The 14,824-nt window shown below is 62.5% G+C and carries 12 protein-coding genes and 1 pseudogene; all 13 read left to right on the top strand.

Translation table 11 applies throughout. From position 1 onward, the window contains the following. The first annotated feature begins 325 nt into the window (after positions 1–325). The 13 genes and pseudogenes from tolQ (at position 326) to HNQ36_RS14500 (ending at position 14,649) form a co-directional block, all read left to right on the top strand. Positions 326–1,039, top strand: coding sequence for a protein TolQ (tolQ, locus tag HNQ36_RS14560; protein WP_046829619.1), 714 nt, complete (start codon positions 326–328; stop codon positions 1,037–1,039). A 37-nt stretch (positions 1,040–1,076) separates the two neighbouring features. Beyond that, positions 1,077–1,529, top strand: coding sequence for a protein TolR (gene tolR / locus HNQ36_RS14555; RefSeq protein ID WP_046827748.1), 453 nt, complete (start codon positions 1,077–1,079; stop codon positions 1,527–1,529). A 1-nt stretch (position 1,530) separates the two neighbouring features. Then, a complete protein-coding gene (locus HNQ36_RS14550; protein WP_184086249.1) occupies positions 1,531–2,466 on the top strand; it encodes a cell envelope integrity protein TolA in 936 nt (311 codons plus the stop codon). An 83-nt stretch (positions 2,467–2,549) separates the two neighbouring features. Further along, on the top strand, positions 2,550–3,887 hold the full coding sequence (gene tolB / locus HNQ36_RS14545; protein WP_184087061.1) for a Tol-Pal system beta propeller repeat protein TolB: 1,338 nt from the start codon (positions 2,550–2,552) through the stop codon (positions 3,885–3,887). Between the two features lie 184 nt (positions 3,888–4,071). Then, the gene (locus HNQ36_RS14540; protein WP_184086247.1) at positions 4,072–6,387 is read left to right on the top strand and encodes a putative bifunctional diguanylate cyclase/phosphodiesterase; all 2,316 of its coding nucleotides are present in this window, start codon (positions 4,072–4,074) and stop codon (positions 6,385–6,387) included. Positions 6,388–6,565: 178 nt separating this feature from the next. Then, positions 6,566–7,315 carry an N-acyl amino acid synthase FeeM domain-containing protein gene (locus HNQ36_RS14535; protein ID WP_184086245.1) on the top strand — a complete coding sequence of 250 codons (750 nt, stop codon included), beginning with the start codon at positions 6,566–6,568 and terminating at the stop codon, positions 7,313–7,315. A gap of 253 nt (positions 7,316–7,568) precedes the next feature. Next, a complete protein-coding gene (gene pal / locus HNQ36_RS14530) occupies positions 7,569–8,060 on the top strand; it encodes a peptidoglycan-associated lipoprotein Pal (protein ID WP_184086244.1) in 492 nt (163 codons plus the stop codon). Positions 8,061–8,196: 136 nt separating this feature from the next. Next, on the top strand, positions 8,197–9,204 hold the full coding sequence (gene ybgF, locus HNQ36_RS14525) for a tol-pal system protein YbgF (protein WP_184086243.1): 1,008 nt from the start codon (positions 8,197–8,199) through the stop codon (positions 9,202–9,204). A gap of 189 nt (positions 9,205–9,393) precedes the next feature. Further along, the gene (gene tilS / locus HNQ36_RS14520) at positions 9,394–10,446 is read left to right on the top strand and encodes a tRNA lysidine(34) synthetase TilS (RefSeq protein ID WP_184086241.1); all 1,053 of its coding nucleotides are present in this window, start codon (positions 9,394–9,396) and stop codon (positions 10,444–10,446) included. Between the two features lie 212 nt (positions 10,447–10,658). Beyond that, positions 10,659–12,575: an ATP-dependent zinc metalloprotease FtsH gene (gene ftsH, locus HNQ36_RS14515; RefSeq protein ID WP_184086239.1), complete on the top strand. Its 1,917-nt coding sequence runs from the start codon at positions 10,659–10,661 to the stop codon at positions 12,573–12,575. A 189-nt stretch (positions 12,576–12,764) separates the two neighbouring features. After that, positions 12,765–13,535: pseudogene (locus HNQ36_RS14510) on the top strand (AzlC family ABC transporter permease). Continuing rightward, the gene (locus HNQ36_RS14505) at positions 13,532–13,849 is read left to right on the top strand and encodes an AzlD family protein (RefSeq protein WP_046827740.1); all 318 of its coding nucleotides are present in this window, start codon (positions 13,532–13,534) and stop codon (positions 13,847–13,849) included. The pseudogene HNQ36_RS14510 and the gene HNQ36_RS14505 overlap by 4 nt, the downstream one beginning before the upstream one ends. A gap of 107 nt (positions 13,850–13,956) precedes the next feature. Then, positions 13,957–14,649 carry a TetR/AcrR family transcriptional regulator gene (locus HNQ36_RS14500; RefSeq protein ID WP_046827739.1) on the top strand — a complete coding sequence of 231 codons (693 nt, stop codon included), beginning with the start codon at positions 13,957–13,959 and terminating at the stop codon, positions 14,647–14,649. Positions 14,650–14,824 lie beyond the last annotated feature (175 nt).

Here is a 14,824-nt window from a genome sequence, read left to right as displayed (position 1 = left end):
TTCGCCCCGGAACCCGCTTCCGGCAGCAGCAGGATGCTGGCGCGATGGCCATTTTCGGGCTCAGAACCGCCTGCGGTAACTCCGCCTTAACCCTGATTAGCGTTTTGTTAGTTGGGCTAAAGCGATGCCGGCAGCCCTCGTTTTGACACGTTAGCAGGGGATTCAGGACCCGGCCTTGGGACAGGCCATCCCACGCGACACGAGACCGGAACGGGGCGATCGGCAGCGTTAGCGTTTTCGCTGCGACGGTCGTCGCTTGGCGGCGGCCATGACCAGCCGCCATTCGCGCGTGAAACAGGACAATCGCTTTGAGAGGATACCGATCATGAATCCAGCAGACGTAGCGCAGTCGGCCTTGCCGTTGGCATCCGCTGACGTGTCGCTGATCTCGCTGTTCTGGCATGCGCACTTCGTCGTCAAAACGATCATGCTCGGTCTGCTGGCCTGTTCGGTGTGGGTGTGGGCCATCGCGATCGACAAAATGCTGCTTTACGCGCGCACCAAGAAGGCCATGGACCGCTTCGAACAGGCGTTCTGGTCGGGGCAGTCCATTGACGAACTGTACCGCGCGCTGGCTGCCAAGCCGACGCAATCGATGGCCGCCTTGTTCGTGGCCGCGATGCGCGAGTGGAAGCGCTCGTTCGAGAGCCAGTCGCGCTCCTTTGCAGGTTTGCAGATGCGGATCGACAAGGTGATGAGCGTGTCGATCGCCCGCGAGGTCGAGCGGCTGGACCGGCGGTTGCTGGTGCTGGCGACGGTCGGCTCAGCGAGCCCGTTCGTCGGCCTGTTCGGCACCGTCTGGGGCATCATGTCGAGCTTCCAATCCATTGCCGCCTCGAAAAACACCTCGCTTGCGGTGGTCGCTCCCGGCATCGCCGAGGCGCTATTTGCCACCGCCATCGGCCTGATCGCCGCAATTCCGGCGACAATTTTCTACAATAAGTTCACCTCGGAGGTGAACCGGCAGGCCCAGCGGCTTGAAGGGTTCGCCGACGAGTTTTCGGCGATCCTGTCGCGCCAGATCGACGAGCGCGCGTGAAGGTGAACGGCTTGAACTACGGCTTGGGATATTCGACATGGGCATGAGCATCGGGGGCGGTTCGAGCGGCGGTGGACGCCGTCACTACCGCCGCGCCAACGTCATGGCCGAGATCAACGTCACGCCGATGGTGGACGTGATGCTGGTGCTGCTCATCATCTTCATGGTGTCGGCGCCGCTGCTGACGGTCGGCGTGCCGCTCGATCTGCCGCAGACGGCGGCCAAGAGCCTCGATCAGGACAAGGAGCCGCTGACGCTCTCGGTGCAGCTCACCGGCAAGGTGTTTCTCAACAACACCGAGATCCCGATGAACGAACTGGTGCCGAAATTGACGGCTGTTACCCAGGCGCGTGGCGGCCTGGATGAGCGTATCTTTGTTCGCGGCGACACAAAGGTGGATTACGGTACGGTGATGCGCGTGATGGGACGCCTGTCCGCCGCAGGGTTCAAGCGCGTAGCTCTGGTGACCGAGGTCGAGCAGGGAAACTGACGTGAAGATCGACAAGACCGTAGCAGCGTCTGTCGCTTTGCATGCCCTGGTGATCGGCTGGGGCATGGTCTCGTTCTCGACCAGGGCCTACGAGTCGATGCCGGAGGATTCCGTTCCGGTCGACATCATTTCCGCCGACCAGTTCGCCAAGGCGATGGCGGGCATGAAGACCGGCAAAAAGGAAAATCCGAAGCCGATGGTGGAGAAGGTCGCCGAGCCCAAACCGCCGGTGGATGACGCTGTGGGCAAGATCGACGACAAGAAGCCGCCGGTGGTCACCGAGGCGGCGCCGCCACCCACACCCAAGCCCGAGGAAAAGCCGGTCGAGAAAAAGCCCGATCCGCCGAAGCCCGTGGCCGAGAACAAGCCGAAGGAAGAGCAGAAGCCTGCGGAGAAGAAGCCGGATCAGGCGAAAGTCGATCCAATCGCGGAAGCATTGAAGAAGGAAGAGGCCAAGAAGCCGCCGAAGCCGCAGGCGAAAGCCACGCCGCCGGAGCCGCAGAAGCAGAAGGCCGAGCGTACCTTCGATCAGTCGAAGATCGCAGCCCTGCTCGACAAGCGCGATCCGTCGCGCGAATCCATCACCGGCGCAGCGCTGAATTCGCAGGCCGCACTCGGCACGGCCAGAGGCAAGGCCGCCGACAACTCCGCGACCTGGGGCGCCCTGTTCCGCCAGCAGGTGGAGCGGTGCTGGAAGAAGCCTTATGGCGGCGTCGAAGCGCAGAAGGTCGAGGCCGTCTTCACCATCAAGTTGAAGCGTGACGGCACGCTGGAAACCATGCCGGTGCCGCTGCCGGGCGGATCGAGCCCGTATTTCCGCGTCTATCAGGATAGTGCGATGCGCGCGATCATCGAGTGCCAGCCGTATAAATTGCCTGAGCCCTTCTTCGACGAATGGAAATTTTTCGAACCCGCATTCACTGAAAAATTTTCGTAACGAAAATCAAAGCGGCGACATCGCCAGAATGAAGTTTGGATAGCATGCGAGACCATGACGAGTTGCAGGCCAAGTTGAAGCAGATGATCGCGGCCGCCAATCTGAAATTGACCCGCCGCCAGATGATGTCGGGTGCAGCTTCCGCCGGCCTGCTGATGGCGATGCCAGTCAGCAAGGCGCTGGCGCAGGCGCGCGTCACGGTCACTGAAGGCAATTTTCAACCGATCCCGATTGCGATTCCGAACTTCGTTCCCGGTTCGCAGGGCGACGGCGAAGTCGCGTCCGGCATCGCGCAGGTGATCACCAACAACCTGAAGCGCAGTGGACTGTTCGCGCCGATCGATCAGGCCGCGTTCATCGAACGCATTTCCAATATCGACGTGCCGCCGCAGTTTGCGAGCTGGCGGCAGATCAATGCGCAGGCGTTGGTCACCGGCCGCGCCACGCGGCAGGGCGACGGCCGCCTCAAGGCTGAATTCCGGCTGTGGGACGTTCCACAGGCGCAGCAGCTCACCGGCCAGCAGTATTTCACGTCGCCGGAATCCTGGCGCCGTATCGCGCACATCATCTCGGACCAGATTTACGAACGTCTCACCGGCGAGAAGGGTTACTTCGACAGCCGTGTCGTGTTCGTCGACGAGACCGGTCCTAAGGATCGCCGGGTCAAGCGGCTTGCGATGATGGATCAGGACGGCGCCAACGTGCGCTATCTCACCCGCGGTGCGGACCTCGTGCTGACGCCGCGGTTCTCGCCGTCCACGCAGGAAATCACCTACATGGAATTCGGCAAGGGTGATCCGCGCGTCTATCTGTTCAACGTCGAAACCGGCCAGCGCGAGATCGTCGGCAACTTCCCCGGCATGTCGTTCTCGCCGCGGTTCTCGCCGGACGGCCAGCGCATCATCATGAGCCTGCAGCAGGGCGGCAACTCGAACCTGTTCGTGATGGATCTGCGGTCAAAGTCGACCACGCGGCTCACCGACACGCCGGCCATCGATACGTCGCCCTCCTATGCGCCTGATGGCGGGCGGATCTGCTTCGAGTCCGATCGCGGCGGCAAGCCTCAGATCTATGTGATGGGCGCGGGCGGAGGCGCGGCGCAGCGCATTTCCTTCGGCGAGGGCAGTTACTCGACGCCGGTATGGTCGCCGCGCGGCGACTACATCGCCTTCACCAAGCAGGGCGGTGGCCAGTTCTCCATCGGCATCATGAAGCCGGACGGTTCAGGCGAACGCATCCTCACCTCGGGTTACCACAATGAAGGGCCGACGTTCGCCCCGAATGGCCGCGTGGTGATGTTCTTCCGCGAAGCGGGCGGCGGGCCGTCGCTCTACACCGTGGATATTTCTGGCCGCAACGAGCAGAAGGTGCCGACGCCCGGCTTCGCATCCGATCCCGCCTGGTCGCCGCTGCTATCGTAAATGAAGCGTTAACGGACGTCGGGTTCGCCGCTTCGGTCGGCAACCCTTGCCTACTTTGATGAATTTGCAGGCAGATTTCGTTTCTTCACTGAGCGCGGCAACGTATCGGTAACGATGTTCGCTCAGAAAGACTTCATCTGCGGCGGGTAAAGCTGTGCGTTCAAAAGGACGTGCGCGCGCCCCTATGCAACTGATCAAACCACGACCGATCGATCGGGAAGAACTTCCACCGCGAATCTACGCGGCGCTGGTCGATTCGATGTGCCAGAATTCTTGGCCGATGCTGTTCGGGGCCATCTGTGCCGCCGCCGCGGCTTTGATGACGGCGCTCAAGACCGGCTACGCTCCGATCTGGCCGTGCGCACTGCTGATCATGACCATCGGTATCGCGCGCGCGATCCAGATGCGCAAATACGAGAAGCGCACCACGGTTCTTACCCCCGAACAGGCCGCCGATTTTGAACCGCGTTACATGGTCGGCGCGATGCTCTACGCCGGGGTGCTCGGACTTTGGTGCGCGGTGGTGCTGCTCGGCACTGACGATCCGATCGCCCACATGCTCTGTACGACGGTGACCATCGCCTATACCGGCGGCGGCGCTGCGCGCAATTACGGCCGCCCGCGTATCGTCCAGCTCCATATCCTGCTGTCCTGCGGGCCGATGTCCCTCGCGCTCGCCGTCCATGGCGATCTTTACCATATCGGGCTGGCGGGACTGCTGGTGCTGTTTTTCCTCGGGTTGAAGGACATCAACCTGAGCCTGCACTCGATTTTCGTGAAGGCGCTGGAGGCCAGCGAGCGCGAAGCGGCGATCGCCGCGCAGTTCGATACGGCGTTGAACAACATGCCGCACGGTCTTTGCATGTTCGATGCGAATGGCCGGCTTGCCGTCATGAACTATCGCTTCAACGACATGATGGGTTTGAAAGTCGATCTCATCAGGTCCGGGGCGTCCGCTGCCGATGTCGTCGCGGCCTGTCTCAAGGCCGGCACCGTCACCGCGGCCAGCGCCGACGCGATCATTTCCCAAACTGGAAAGAGCCAAAAGGCCGAGGTCGTCACGCTGTACTCCACGGGCTCCGAGGAGCATGCGCTGGCGTGGACCTTCCAGCCGATGGTGGACGGCGGCACCGTTGTCCTGGTCGAGGACATTACCGCGCGCCGGAATGCCGAGGCCAGGATCGGTCACATGGCGCGTTTCGACGAATTGACGGGACTGCCCAACCGCGTGCATTTCCGCGACGAAATCGGGCAGATGCTGGCGTCCGGCAATGGGCTGTCCGCGCTGCTGTTCATCGATCTCGATCAGTTCAAGCAGGTCAACGATACGCTCGGCCATCCGAGCGGCGACAAGCTGCTGTGCGCGGTCACGGCGCGGCTTCGGCGGCTGCTGCGGCCTGAGGATTTCGTGGCGCGGTTCGGCGGCGATGAATTCGTTGTGTTCCAGCGCGGGCTTCAGTCCACGGAGGATGCCGCATCGCTGGCGCGCAGGATCGTCGAGCGTCTCAGCGAGCGCTACGAGATCGATCATCATCTGGTCGAGATCGGCGCCAGCATCGGCATCGCGATGACGTCGCCCGATGCCAGCGTCGACGTTCTGTTGAAGAACGCCGATATGGCGCTGTATCGCGCCAAGGCCGATGGCCGCGGCACCTACTGCTTCTTCCGCGATGAGATGGCGCACACCGTCGAAACGCGGCGCGTGCTTGAACTGGATCTGCGTCATGCGCTCGCGCATGAGGAGTTCGAGCTGTACTACCAGCCGCTGGTCAATCTCAAATCGGGCCGCATTTCGACCTGCGAAGCGTTGCTGCGCTGGAATCATCCGACGCGCGGCGCGGTTTCCCCGGCCGACATCATTCCGGTTGTCGAGGACATGGGCCTTGTCGTGGACCTCGGCCGATGGATTCTGCGCAAGGCCTGCATGGAATGCATGAAGTGGCCGGATCCGGTCAGCGTCGCGGTCAATTTCTCGCCGCAGCAATTCCATCAACGCGACGTCATGACCGAGGTGCGCTATGCGCTCGAGGTGTCCGGCCTGCCGGCGCATCGGCTGGAAATTGAAATCACCGAGTCATCGTTGTTGCGAAACACGCAATGGACCCTCGACGTGCTGTCGCAACTGCGCGAGGCGGGAGTTCGCATTTCGCTCGACGATTTCGGCACCGGATATTCGAGCCTGAGCTATCTGCATAACTTCCCGCTTCAGAAGGTGAAGATCGACCGCTCGTTCCTCGAGGATATCGGCAGTAGTCATCGGCCGCTGACGCTGCTGCGCGGCGTCGCGCGCCTCAGCGCAGATCTCGGCATGTCGGTCGTCGTCGAGGGCATCGAAACCAACGAGCAGCTCGAACTCATCAGCGCCGAAGGAACGGTCACCGAAGCGCAGGGCTTCCTGTTCAGCCGTCCGGTTCCTGCGCCCCGCGTGCGCGAGCTGTTGAAGGCATCGCACGGTGCCTCGACCAAGGGTGTCATTCCGCTGCGGCAGACATTGCGCTGATATTCGCCCCGCGATCCACACGCCTTCTTCATCCGACATGGCCGCAATGCAGGTAACAGCTTTTATCGTTGACAGGGGTTAAGGTTAACTCCTGCAACACTTTGCGATTTTGTTAAGAAGGTATTAACCTCTGTTCATGTGGCGCGGTACTGTCGTATCGCTCGTCGGAGCATCGAAAATGGTCTCTGCTGTCCGAACGACCGGCCGTTCGTCGGAACGGTTAAGCTATCCGCTCGAAGCCGTTGATTATAAACTCGCCGAAACCCAAGCCGACAAAGAACAGGTCTATCGTTTGCGGTATCGCGCCTACCTGCGCGAAGGGACGATCGAGCCCAACGCAGCGCAGATGGTTCAGGATCAGTACGACGAGCTTCCGAATTCCTGGAACTTCGGGGTGTACCGCGATGGCGTGCTGATGAGCTCGCTGAGGATCACCGTGTCCTCGCCGGAAATGCCGACCTGTCCGTCGCTCGGGGTGTTTCCCGATTTGCTCGAGCCTGAAATCGACAAGGGGCGTGTGCTGGTCGATCCGACGCGGTTCGTTGCGGACCCCGATCGTGAAGCTCGCTGCCCCGAGTTGCCCTACATCACGCTGCGCCTTGCCTATATGGCCTGCGAGTATTTTGCGGCGGACATCGGACTGGCGAGCGTTCGCGCCGAGCATCAGGCATTCTACCGCCGCGTGTTCCTGCACAAGTCGATCAGCGAGCCGCGGGACTATCCCAGTCTCACCAAGCCAATCTGTCTGATGGCGGTCGATTATCCGGCGATGCGCGAACGGGTTTACGAGCGCTATCCCTACTTCCGCTCAAGCTTCTTCGAGCGCCGCAAGCTGTTCGAGCGCAGCCAGTCCCCGATGGAAGCCGCACCGGTTCTCACTCTGCCGCAGTTTCCGTTCGCGCAGGCGACTATCGCCCCGCGGTCCTGAGGCGTCTCCGGCCCGAACAGCCGGAATTTCCTATCAAATAAAGGGCTCCAGCCAGTGGCTGGGGCCCTTTTTACCTGGCGCATTCACCATCGCGCCATATTCATCCCGCATTAACCATCGGCATCGGTTTTGCCGGATGTGTGGCATTTGAGCGTGTCCGGCAACGCCTCATCAAGGTTGACGGAACGTTCGCTTAACCAAGCCGCTGTAGACCGGACCAGTCCTTTAGTAACCAGAGCGTGGAGGCTCCGGAATGAAACATCAGATGCGTATCCTCCAGGGATTGAAGCTGGCTGCGGTCTTGGCTGTGGCGCTTTCGATGGGCGCTTGCGCCAACAAAACCGGAGTCGGCGGCGATGCCATGGCGAGCGCGGCGGTGCCGGGCAGCCAGCAAGATTTCGTGGTCAATGTCGGCGACCGCGTGTTCTTCGAGAGCGATCAGACCGAACTGTCGCCGCAGGCCATCGCGACCCTCGACAAGCAGGCGCAGTGGCTGCAGCAGTACAATCGCTACGCCTTCACGATCGAAGGTCACGCCGACGAGCGCGGCACCCGCGAGTACAATATCGCGCTCGGCGCAAAGCGCGCGCAGTCGGTTCGCAGCTTCCTCGCGTCGCGTGGCATCGATCCGAGCCGCATGCGGACGATCTCCTACGGCAAGGAACGTCCGGTCGCGGTCTGTAATGACATCTCGTGCTGGTCGCAGAACCGCCGCGCCGTGACCGTGCTGAACGCCAGTTCGTAAGAACGTCGCCGAGAGCCTTTTGAAAACGGCGCCTGCGGGCGCCGTTTTTGTTTTGTCGGCCCTGTCGTCAGCCACATTTTTGGCGTACTGAAACCGACATTGTTGTTCGCGAAACTGCTTTATTCGCCGGGTCAAAATGTCATCCAGATTTCAAATTCTCGTCTATGCGGTGCTCGCGTCCGCTCCCGTGTGGCTGTCTGCCGGGGCGTCCGCCCAGCAGGACATTGATCCTGAACTCCGCATCGAGCGGCTGGAAAACCAGCTGCGCACGCTGACCGGACAGAACGAGGAATTGCAATACCGCAACCGCCAGCTCGAGGAGCAGTTACGGGCGCTCCAGGGCGGACAACCGGCGCAGCCTGGTCAGGCCGCTGCGCCGCGACCCGTAGCGCCTAACGTCGCTGTCGTGCCGCAGCCTCAGCCCAATGCAGGATATCAGCCAAATCCCGGTTACCAGCCGCCGCCTGCGAGCGGTCCGGCACCTGCCGTGATTGCAGCCCCCGTCGCCAGCAGCGGCCGTCGCGGCGATGCTTTCGATCCGAGCAAGAACCCCAGTGCGCCGGGTGTGCCGCGCGCGCTCGGCGGAGGTCAGGCGCCGCTGGCCGAAGGTCCGATCGGTGCGCCGGGTGGCCGTGATGCAGGCGAACCGCTCGATCTGTCGAATGTCGGCAATTCGCGCGATCCTAACCATGCGCCGGTGCAGCGCCCGTTATCGCCGGCCCCGAATACGACGGCATCGCTGACGACGTTACCACCGTCGGCAACGCCGCGCGACGAGTTCGATCTCGGTATCGGCTACATCCAGCGCAAGGACTACGCGCTCGCCGAAGAGACGCTGCGGAATTTCGCGCAGAAATATCCGACCGATGCGCTGCTGCCGGATTCGCAATACTGGCTCGGCGAGAGCCTCTATCAGCGGCAGAAGTATCGCGACGCGGCCGAAGTGTTTCTTGGCGTGACCACGAAGTACGACACCTCGGCGAAAGCGCCGGACTCGCTGTTGCGTCTTGGCCAGTCGCTCGCGGCACTCAAGGAAAAGGAAGCCGCCTGCGCCGCGTTCGGTGAAATCACCCGCAAATATCCCCGTGCCTCGAACGGGGTGAAGCAGGGCGTCGGCCGCGAACAAAAGCGCGTCGGTTGCTGAGGATAATCCGCCTCGGCCACATCGACCGGGCGGCGTCCCGGCCACCCGTACCATGCCAGCAAGTAAGACGTGGATGCCCGCGACAAGCGCGGGCATGACGAGTTTATGAGTTTCGAAAGGGTCCGAGCGACTTCGCACCGTTTTTGGGGCATGATCCCACGAAACAAATCCGGACGTCCGGACGACATCATGCCCAGGCCAGAAGAATCTCCCATCGTCAGCGCCGCCGAAGCGCGGAACCTGTTCTCCGAATGGAAGAGCGCGCCGGCGCTTGTGCTGGCAGTCTCCGGCGGTCCGGATTCGCTGGCCTTGATGTGGCTCGCCGCGCGCTGGCGGCGCGCGCTGAAAAAAGGTCCGCGTCTCGTTGCGGTCACGGTCGATCACGGCCTGCGCAAGGAGGCTGCGCGCGAGGCGCGCGACGTCAGGCAACTTGCTAAGGCGCTGGATGTCGAACACCGCACGCTGCGGTGGCAAGGCGAAAAGCCGAAAACCGGATTGCCGTCGGCGGCGCGAGAGGCGCGCTATCGATTGCTGGCGCGTGCCGCGCGGAGTTGCGGAGCGTCGCATATCTTCACTGCTCATACCCGGGACGATCAGGCCGAGACCGTCATCATGCGGCTGTCGCGCGGCAGCGGTATCGCCGGACTGGCAGCGATGGCGCGGCAATCGGACCGCGATGGCGTGGTTCTGGCGCGGCCGTTTCTGGATGTGCCGAAGTCGCGGCTCGTCGCTACGCTCGAGAAGGCCGGCGTCGCGTTCGCCGACGATCCGACCAATCACGATCCGCTCTTCACCCGGCCGCGATTGCGCGCGCTGATGCCGGCGCTCGCGGCGGAAGGCGCCGATGCGCGCAGTCTGGTGCGGCTGGCGGCACGTCTCGCCCGCGCCAATGCCGCGCTCGATGTCATGACCGACGGCGCGGAGCGTTATCTGGCAAGCATCGATGGAGTGAGTTCCACGGCAGGGTTCGACCTCGCGGCGTTCTCGGCATTGACCGACGAAATCCGGGTGCGGCTCCTGATGCGCACGATCAACCGCGTCGGTCACGAAGGACCGGCCGAACTCGGCAAGGTCGAGGCGCTGCTGCAGGCGATGGATCAGGCTGTAACAGCGGGAAAGTCCGTCGCCGGGCGCATCCGGCTGAAGCAGACGCTGGCTGGGGCCGTCATCAGCATCCAGAGTAACCGTATCCAGATCGCGCCAGCGCCGCCGCGGGGCCGGCGCAAGGCTGGATTGCTTTAATAAGGCTTGGTTTGCCTTAACCACTGTTGAAACAGCCGCGCCAAACCGCCCTTATTTCACCCGGAATGGCATTAAGATGCGTTAAATAGTCCCGAGAGGTTCCCTTGGCATCGGGGGGGCCCGCACCTAGATTGTAATGCAACCGACACCGAAAACGTGTTGCAGACCCAAGGACATCAGGCCGCGATCCATGCGGCCACGAAGGAAGCCCAATGAACGCCAATCTGCGCAATTTCGCCCTCTGGGTCATTATCGTCTTGCTGCTGTTGGCATTATTCACGCTTTTCCAGAATCCGGGACAGCGGGCTGCCTCTCAGGACATTTCATTCTCCCAACTGCTGACCGAGGTCGATCAGAACCGCGTCCGTGACGTGGTCATCCAGGGACCGGACGTCAACGGCACCTTCACCAACGGCTCGACCTTCCACACCTACGCGCCGAGCGACCCGACGCTGATCAAGCGTCTGTACGACGGCAAGGTGTCGATCACTGCCAAGCCGCCGGGTGACAACGTGCCGTGGTTCGTGTCGCTACTGGTGTCGTGGCTTCCGTTCATCGCGCTGATCGGCGTGTGGGTCTTCCTGTCGCGCCAGATGCAGGGCGGCGCCGGCAAAGCCATGGGTTTTGGCAAGTCACGGGCAAAGATGCTCACTGAAGCGCATGGTCGCGTGACGTTCGAGGACGTCGCGGGTGTCGATGAAGCCAAGCAGGATCTGCAGGAAATCGTCGAGTTCCTCCGCGATCCCGGAAAATATCAGCGCCTCGGCGGACGGATTCCGCGCGGTGTGCTGCTGGTCGGACCTCCGGGCACCGGCAAAACCTTGATCGCGCGTGCGGTGGCTGGCGAAGCCAACGTCCCGTTCTTCACCATCTCGGGTTCGGACTTCGTCGAAATGTTCGTCGGCGTCGGTGCGTCGCGCGTGCGCGACATGTTCGAGCAGGCCAAGAAGAATGCACCGTGCATCATCTTCATCGACGAAATCGACGCAGTCGGTCGTCATCGTGGCGCAGGCCTCGGCGGCGGCAACGACGAGCGCGAACAGACGCTGAACCAGTTGCTGGTCGAGATGGACGGCTTCGAAGCCAATGAGGGCGTGATCCTCATTGCCGCGACCAACCGTCCCGACGTGCTCGATCCTGCGCTGCTGCGTCCCGGCCGCTTCGACCGTCAGGTCGTGGTGCCGAATCCGGATGTCGTCGGCCGCGAGCAGATCCTCAAGGTTCACGTCCGCAAGGTGCCGTTGGCGCCGGACATCAACCTCAAGACCATCGCACGCGGCACGCCCGGTTTCTCCGGCGCCGACCTGATGAACCTCGTCAACGAAGCCGCATTGACCGCCGCGCGCCGCAACAAGCGCATGGTCACGCAATCCGAGTTCGAAGAGGCCAAGGACAAGGTGATGATGGGCGCGGAGCGCAAGTCGCTCGTCATGACCGAGGAAGAGAAGATGCTGACGGCCTATCACGAAGGCGGCCACGCCATCGTCGGCCTCAACGTCATCGCGACCGATCCGATTCACAAGGCGACCATCATTCCGCGCGGCCGTGCGCTCGGCATGGTGATGCAGTTGCCGGAGCGCGACAAGCTGTCGATGTCGCTCGAACAGATGACCTCGCGTCTCGCCATCATGATGGGTGGCCGCGTCGCGGAAGAACTGATCTTCGGCAAGGAGAAGGTGACGTCGGGTGCGTCGTCCGACATCGAGCAGGCCACACGGCTTGCCCGCATGATGGTGACGCGCTGGGGTCTGTCGGAAGAACTCGGAACCGTGTCCTATGGTGAAAACCAGGATGAGGTGTTCCTCGGCATGTCGGTGTCACGCACCCAGAATGCCTCCGAGGCGACCGTTCAGAAGATCGATAAGGAAATCCGCCGCTTCGTCGAAGAGGGCTACAAGGAAGCGACGCGCATTCTCACCGAGAAGCGCGCCGATCTCGAAACCCTCGCCAAGGGTCTGCTCGAGTTCGAGACGCTCTCCGGCGACGAGATCACCGATCTCCTGAACGGCAAGAAGCCGAACCGCGAATCGGTTCTGGAGCCGACCGGTCCGCGCACCTCGGCGGTGCCGCCTGCCGGCAAGCCGCGTCCGCGTCCGGATGCCGGCCTTGAGCCGCAGCCGCAGGCATAAAGAACGAGACGATACGTTTGAGAAAGGCCGGTTCGTGAACCGGCCTTTTTCTTTTCACTTATGTCCGCGCTCCGCGCGGTCTGCATGGGCTTTTGCAGTTGCCCCCTTATCCAACATAGGTGGCAGCCAGATTGCTTGACCCTTCGCCGCAATCGACGCACGCAGAGAAATCTTCTTGCGGATGAACCGATGACCACCCCGACGGCCCCAGACCACTTTCATGCGCCGGCTTACTGGTCGCGCAACGCTATCATGCCGGGCATCGTCGCCATCGCGCCGATGCTGCCGGGCACGCTCGCCTTCGGCATGGCGTTCGGCGCACTTTGCGCGCAGAAGAATTTCACCCTCACCGAAGTGCAGGTGATGATGGCCTTCGTCTATGGCGGGCTGTCGCAGTTCGTCGCAGTCTCATCCTGACCGGATACGCTGACAGCCTCGTCGATCGCAACGCTGGCGCTGCTGACCCTGACCGTCAACATCCGCTTCGCTCTGATGAGCGCCAGTCTCCGCCCATGGTTCGGCACGCTGCCGGCGTGGCAGTCCTATCCGTCGATGCTGTTGGTCACTGACGGCGGCTGGCTCGCCGCCACGCGCTATCGCAATCACGGCGGGGCGGATGCGTCGTTCTTCGTGAGCGGCGGCGTCGTGCTTTACGTTCTCTGGTTTGTGTCGTCGCTGCCGGGATATCTGCTTGCCGGACAATTGAGCGACCCGAAGAAATACGGCGTCGATCTCGTGGTGCCGGCGTTTTATGCGGCGATGCTGGTGCCGGCCTGGAAAGGTCCGCGGCGGGCGATCCCGTGGGCCGTGTCGGGTGTGGTGGCGCTCGCGGTGCACTGGCTGGTGCCGGGCTGGTGGTTCATCATCGCAGGCGCTGTGTCGGGCGCGATCAGTGCCGGATTGATGGATGACGATCCACCGGCCGAAGACGCGCGCGCCAAACACGGAGATCCCGCATGAGCGAGTTCATGCGTTCCGATGTGATGATCGCGTTCGCCGTGATGACGGCCGTGACCGTCGCTTCGCGCCTCGGCGGCTACTGGCTGATGGGTTACGTCAACGTCACCCCGCGCGTGCGGCGGATGCTGGATGCGCTGCCGGGCTCGATCATTGTCGCAGCGTCGCTGCCGGTCGCGGTCAATGGCGGGGCCGTCGTCCTGTTTGCCATCGGCGCAGCAGTGGCGATCACCATCATCCGGCGCAATGAGTTCGTCGCGGTGATCACCGGCATGGCTGTGGCTGCACTGGCACGGGCGCTCGGATTCAGCGGCTGAAATTTCCCAATTTTTGCTGCACTGCGAATTTGAATCCGGCTGCACCGAATCGCTTGTCTCCGCTTTTGAACTGGTGTTCACTTCTTTTTGGGAGACGAACGCCATCAATGGTTTACAGGCGAACTCATCAGGTCGTGAAGCGCCTTGCGGCACGCCGCAATGCAATCCTTGCGGCAGCGCGCGACGCCGCTGCTGAAGGCGGAATGGCCGCGGTTCAGATCGCGCCGGTCGCCACCCGCGCCAATGTCGCGGCGGGTACGGTCTACCGCTATTTTCCGTCAAAAGCGGACCTGATTTCCGAACTGATTGCCGACGTATCGCGCGCGGAATTGACGGCGATCCGCCGTGCGGCCGACGCGGCACCTGGGCCGTCATCCGCTCTGGCTGCCGCCGTGACCACCATCGCGGTGCATGTGGTGTCGAACCGCAAGCTGGCCTGGGGCATCCTCGCCGAGCCGGTCGATGTCGATGTTACCGAAACCCGGGTCGCCAGCCGCCGCGAGATTTCAGCCGAGGTCGAAGCGCGGATCGAAGCCGCGGTGCGGGCAGGGCACCTGCCGGCGCAGGATATCGCGTTGGCGGCCACCGCCCTGATCGGCGCTCTGCACGAATCGCTGGTCGGGCCACTGGCGTCCGCCGAGATCGACGATCCGGTGAAGCTGCGCGATTCGGTGCAGGCGATCACGCTGTTCGCCCTGCGTGCCGTCGGCGTCCTTGATGCCCGCGCCCGCGGTCTGGTGGTGCAGGCGGTGATGCCGGTGATGCCGATGCGCCGGGAACTGGGAGCGCTGGTCGGATAGCGCGGCCGGATCGGCACCGATCTCCGGTGTCTCTTCGAATCCGAACTTCAAGCACTGTGAAATGCGGCGAACTCGGATTCGTCATGCCAGTTTGGAACTGTTCAAATAGCGCAAGACGTGCTGATATATCAGAGCAACAAGGCGTGACACCACGCGCCGTTTTTGGAGTGCGCGT

The sequence above is a fragment of the Afipia massiliensis genome (genome assembly GCF_014203115.1).
Lineage (GTDB): Bacteria > Pseudomonadota > Alphaproteobacteria > Rhizobiales > Xanthobacteraceae > Afipia > Afipia massiliensis.
This window is presented reverse-complemented; position numbering and strand designations above follow the sequence as displayed.

What these genes read in the sequence shown, in the direction of transcription:
- tolB (WP_184087061.1), top strand. Translation starts at nt 2,550, where the DNA reads ATGATCGCGGCCGCCAATCTGAAATTGACCCGCCGCCAGATGATGTCG.
- HNQ36_RS14540 (WP_184086247.1), top strand. Translation starts at nt 4,072, where the DNA reads ATGCAACTGATCAAACCACGACCGATCGATCGGGAAGAACTTCCACCG.
- HNQ36_RS14535 (WP_184086245.1), top strand. Translation starts at nt 6,566, where the DNA reads ATGGTCTCTGCTGTCCGAACGACCGGCCGTTCGTCGGAACGGTTAAGC.
- tilS (WP_184086241.1), top strand. Translation starts at nt 9,394, where the DNA reads ATGCCCAGGCCAGAAGAATCTCCCATCGTCAGCGCCGCCGAAGCGCGG.
- tolQ (WP_046829619.1), top strand. Translation starts at nt 326, where the DNA reads ATGAATCCAGCAGACGTAGCGCAGTCGGCCTTGCCGTTGGCATCCGCT.
- pal (WP_184086244.1), top strand. Translation starts at nt 7,569, where the DNA reads ATGAAACATCAGATGCGTATCCTCCAGGGATTGAAGCTGGCTGCGGTC.
- tolR (WP_046827748.1), top strand. Translation starts at nt 1,077, where the DNA reads ATGGGCATGAGCATCGGGGGCGGTTCGAGCGGCGGTGGACGCCGTCAC.
- ftsH (WP_184086239.1), top strand. Translation starts at nt 10,659, where the DNA reads ATGAACGCCAATCTGCGCAATTTCGCCCTCTGGGTCATTATCGTCTTG.
- HNQ36_RS14505 (WP_046827740.1), top strand. Translation starts at nt 13,532, where the DNA reads ATGAGCGAGTTCATGCGTTCCGATGTGATGATCGCGTTCGCCGTGATG.
- ybgF (WP_184086243.1), top strand. Translation starts at nt 8,197, where the DNA reads ATGTCATCCAGATTTCAAATTCTCGTCTATGCGGTGCTCGCGTCCGCT.
- HNQ36_RS14500 (WP_046827739.1), top strand. Translation starts at nt 13,957, where the DNA reads ATGGTTTACAGGCGAACTCATCAGGTCGTGAAGCGCCTTGCGGCACGC.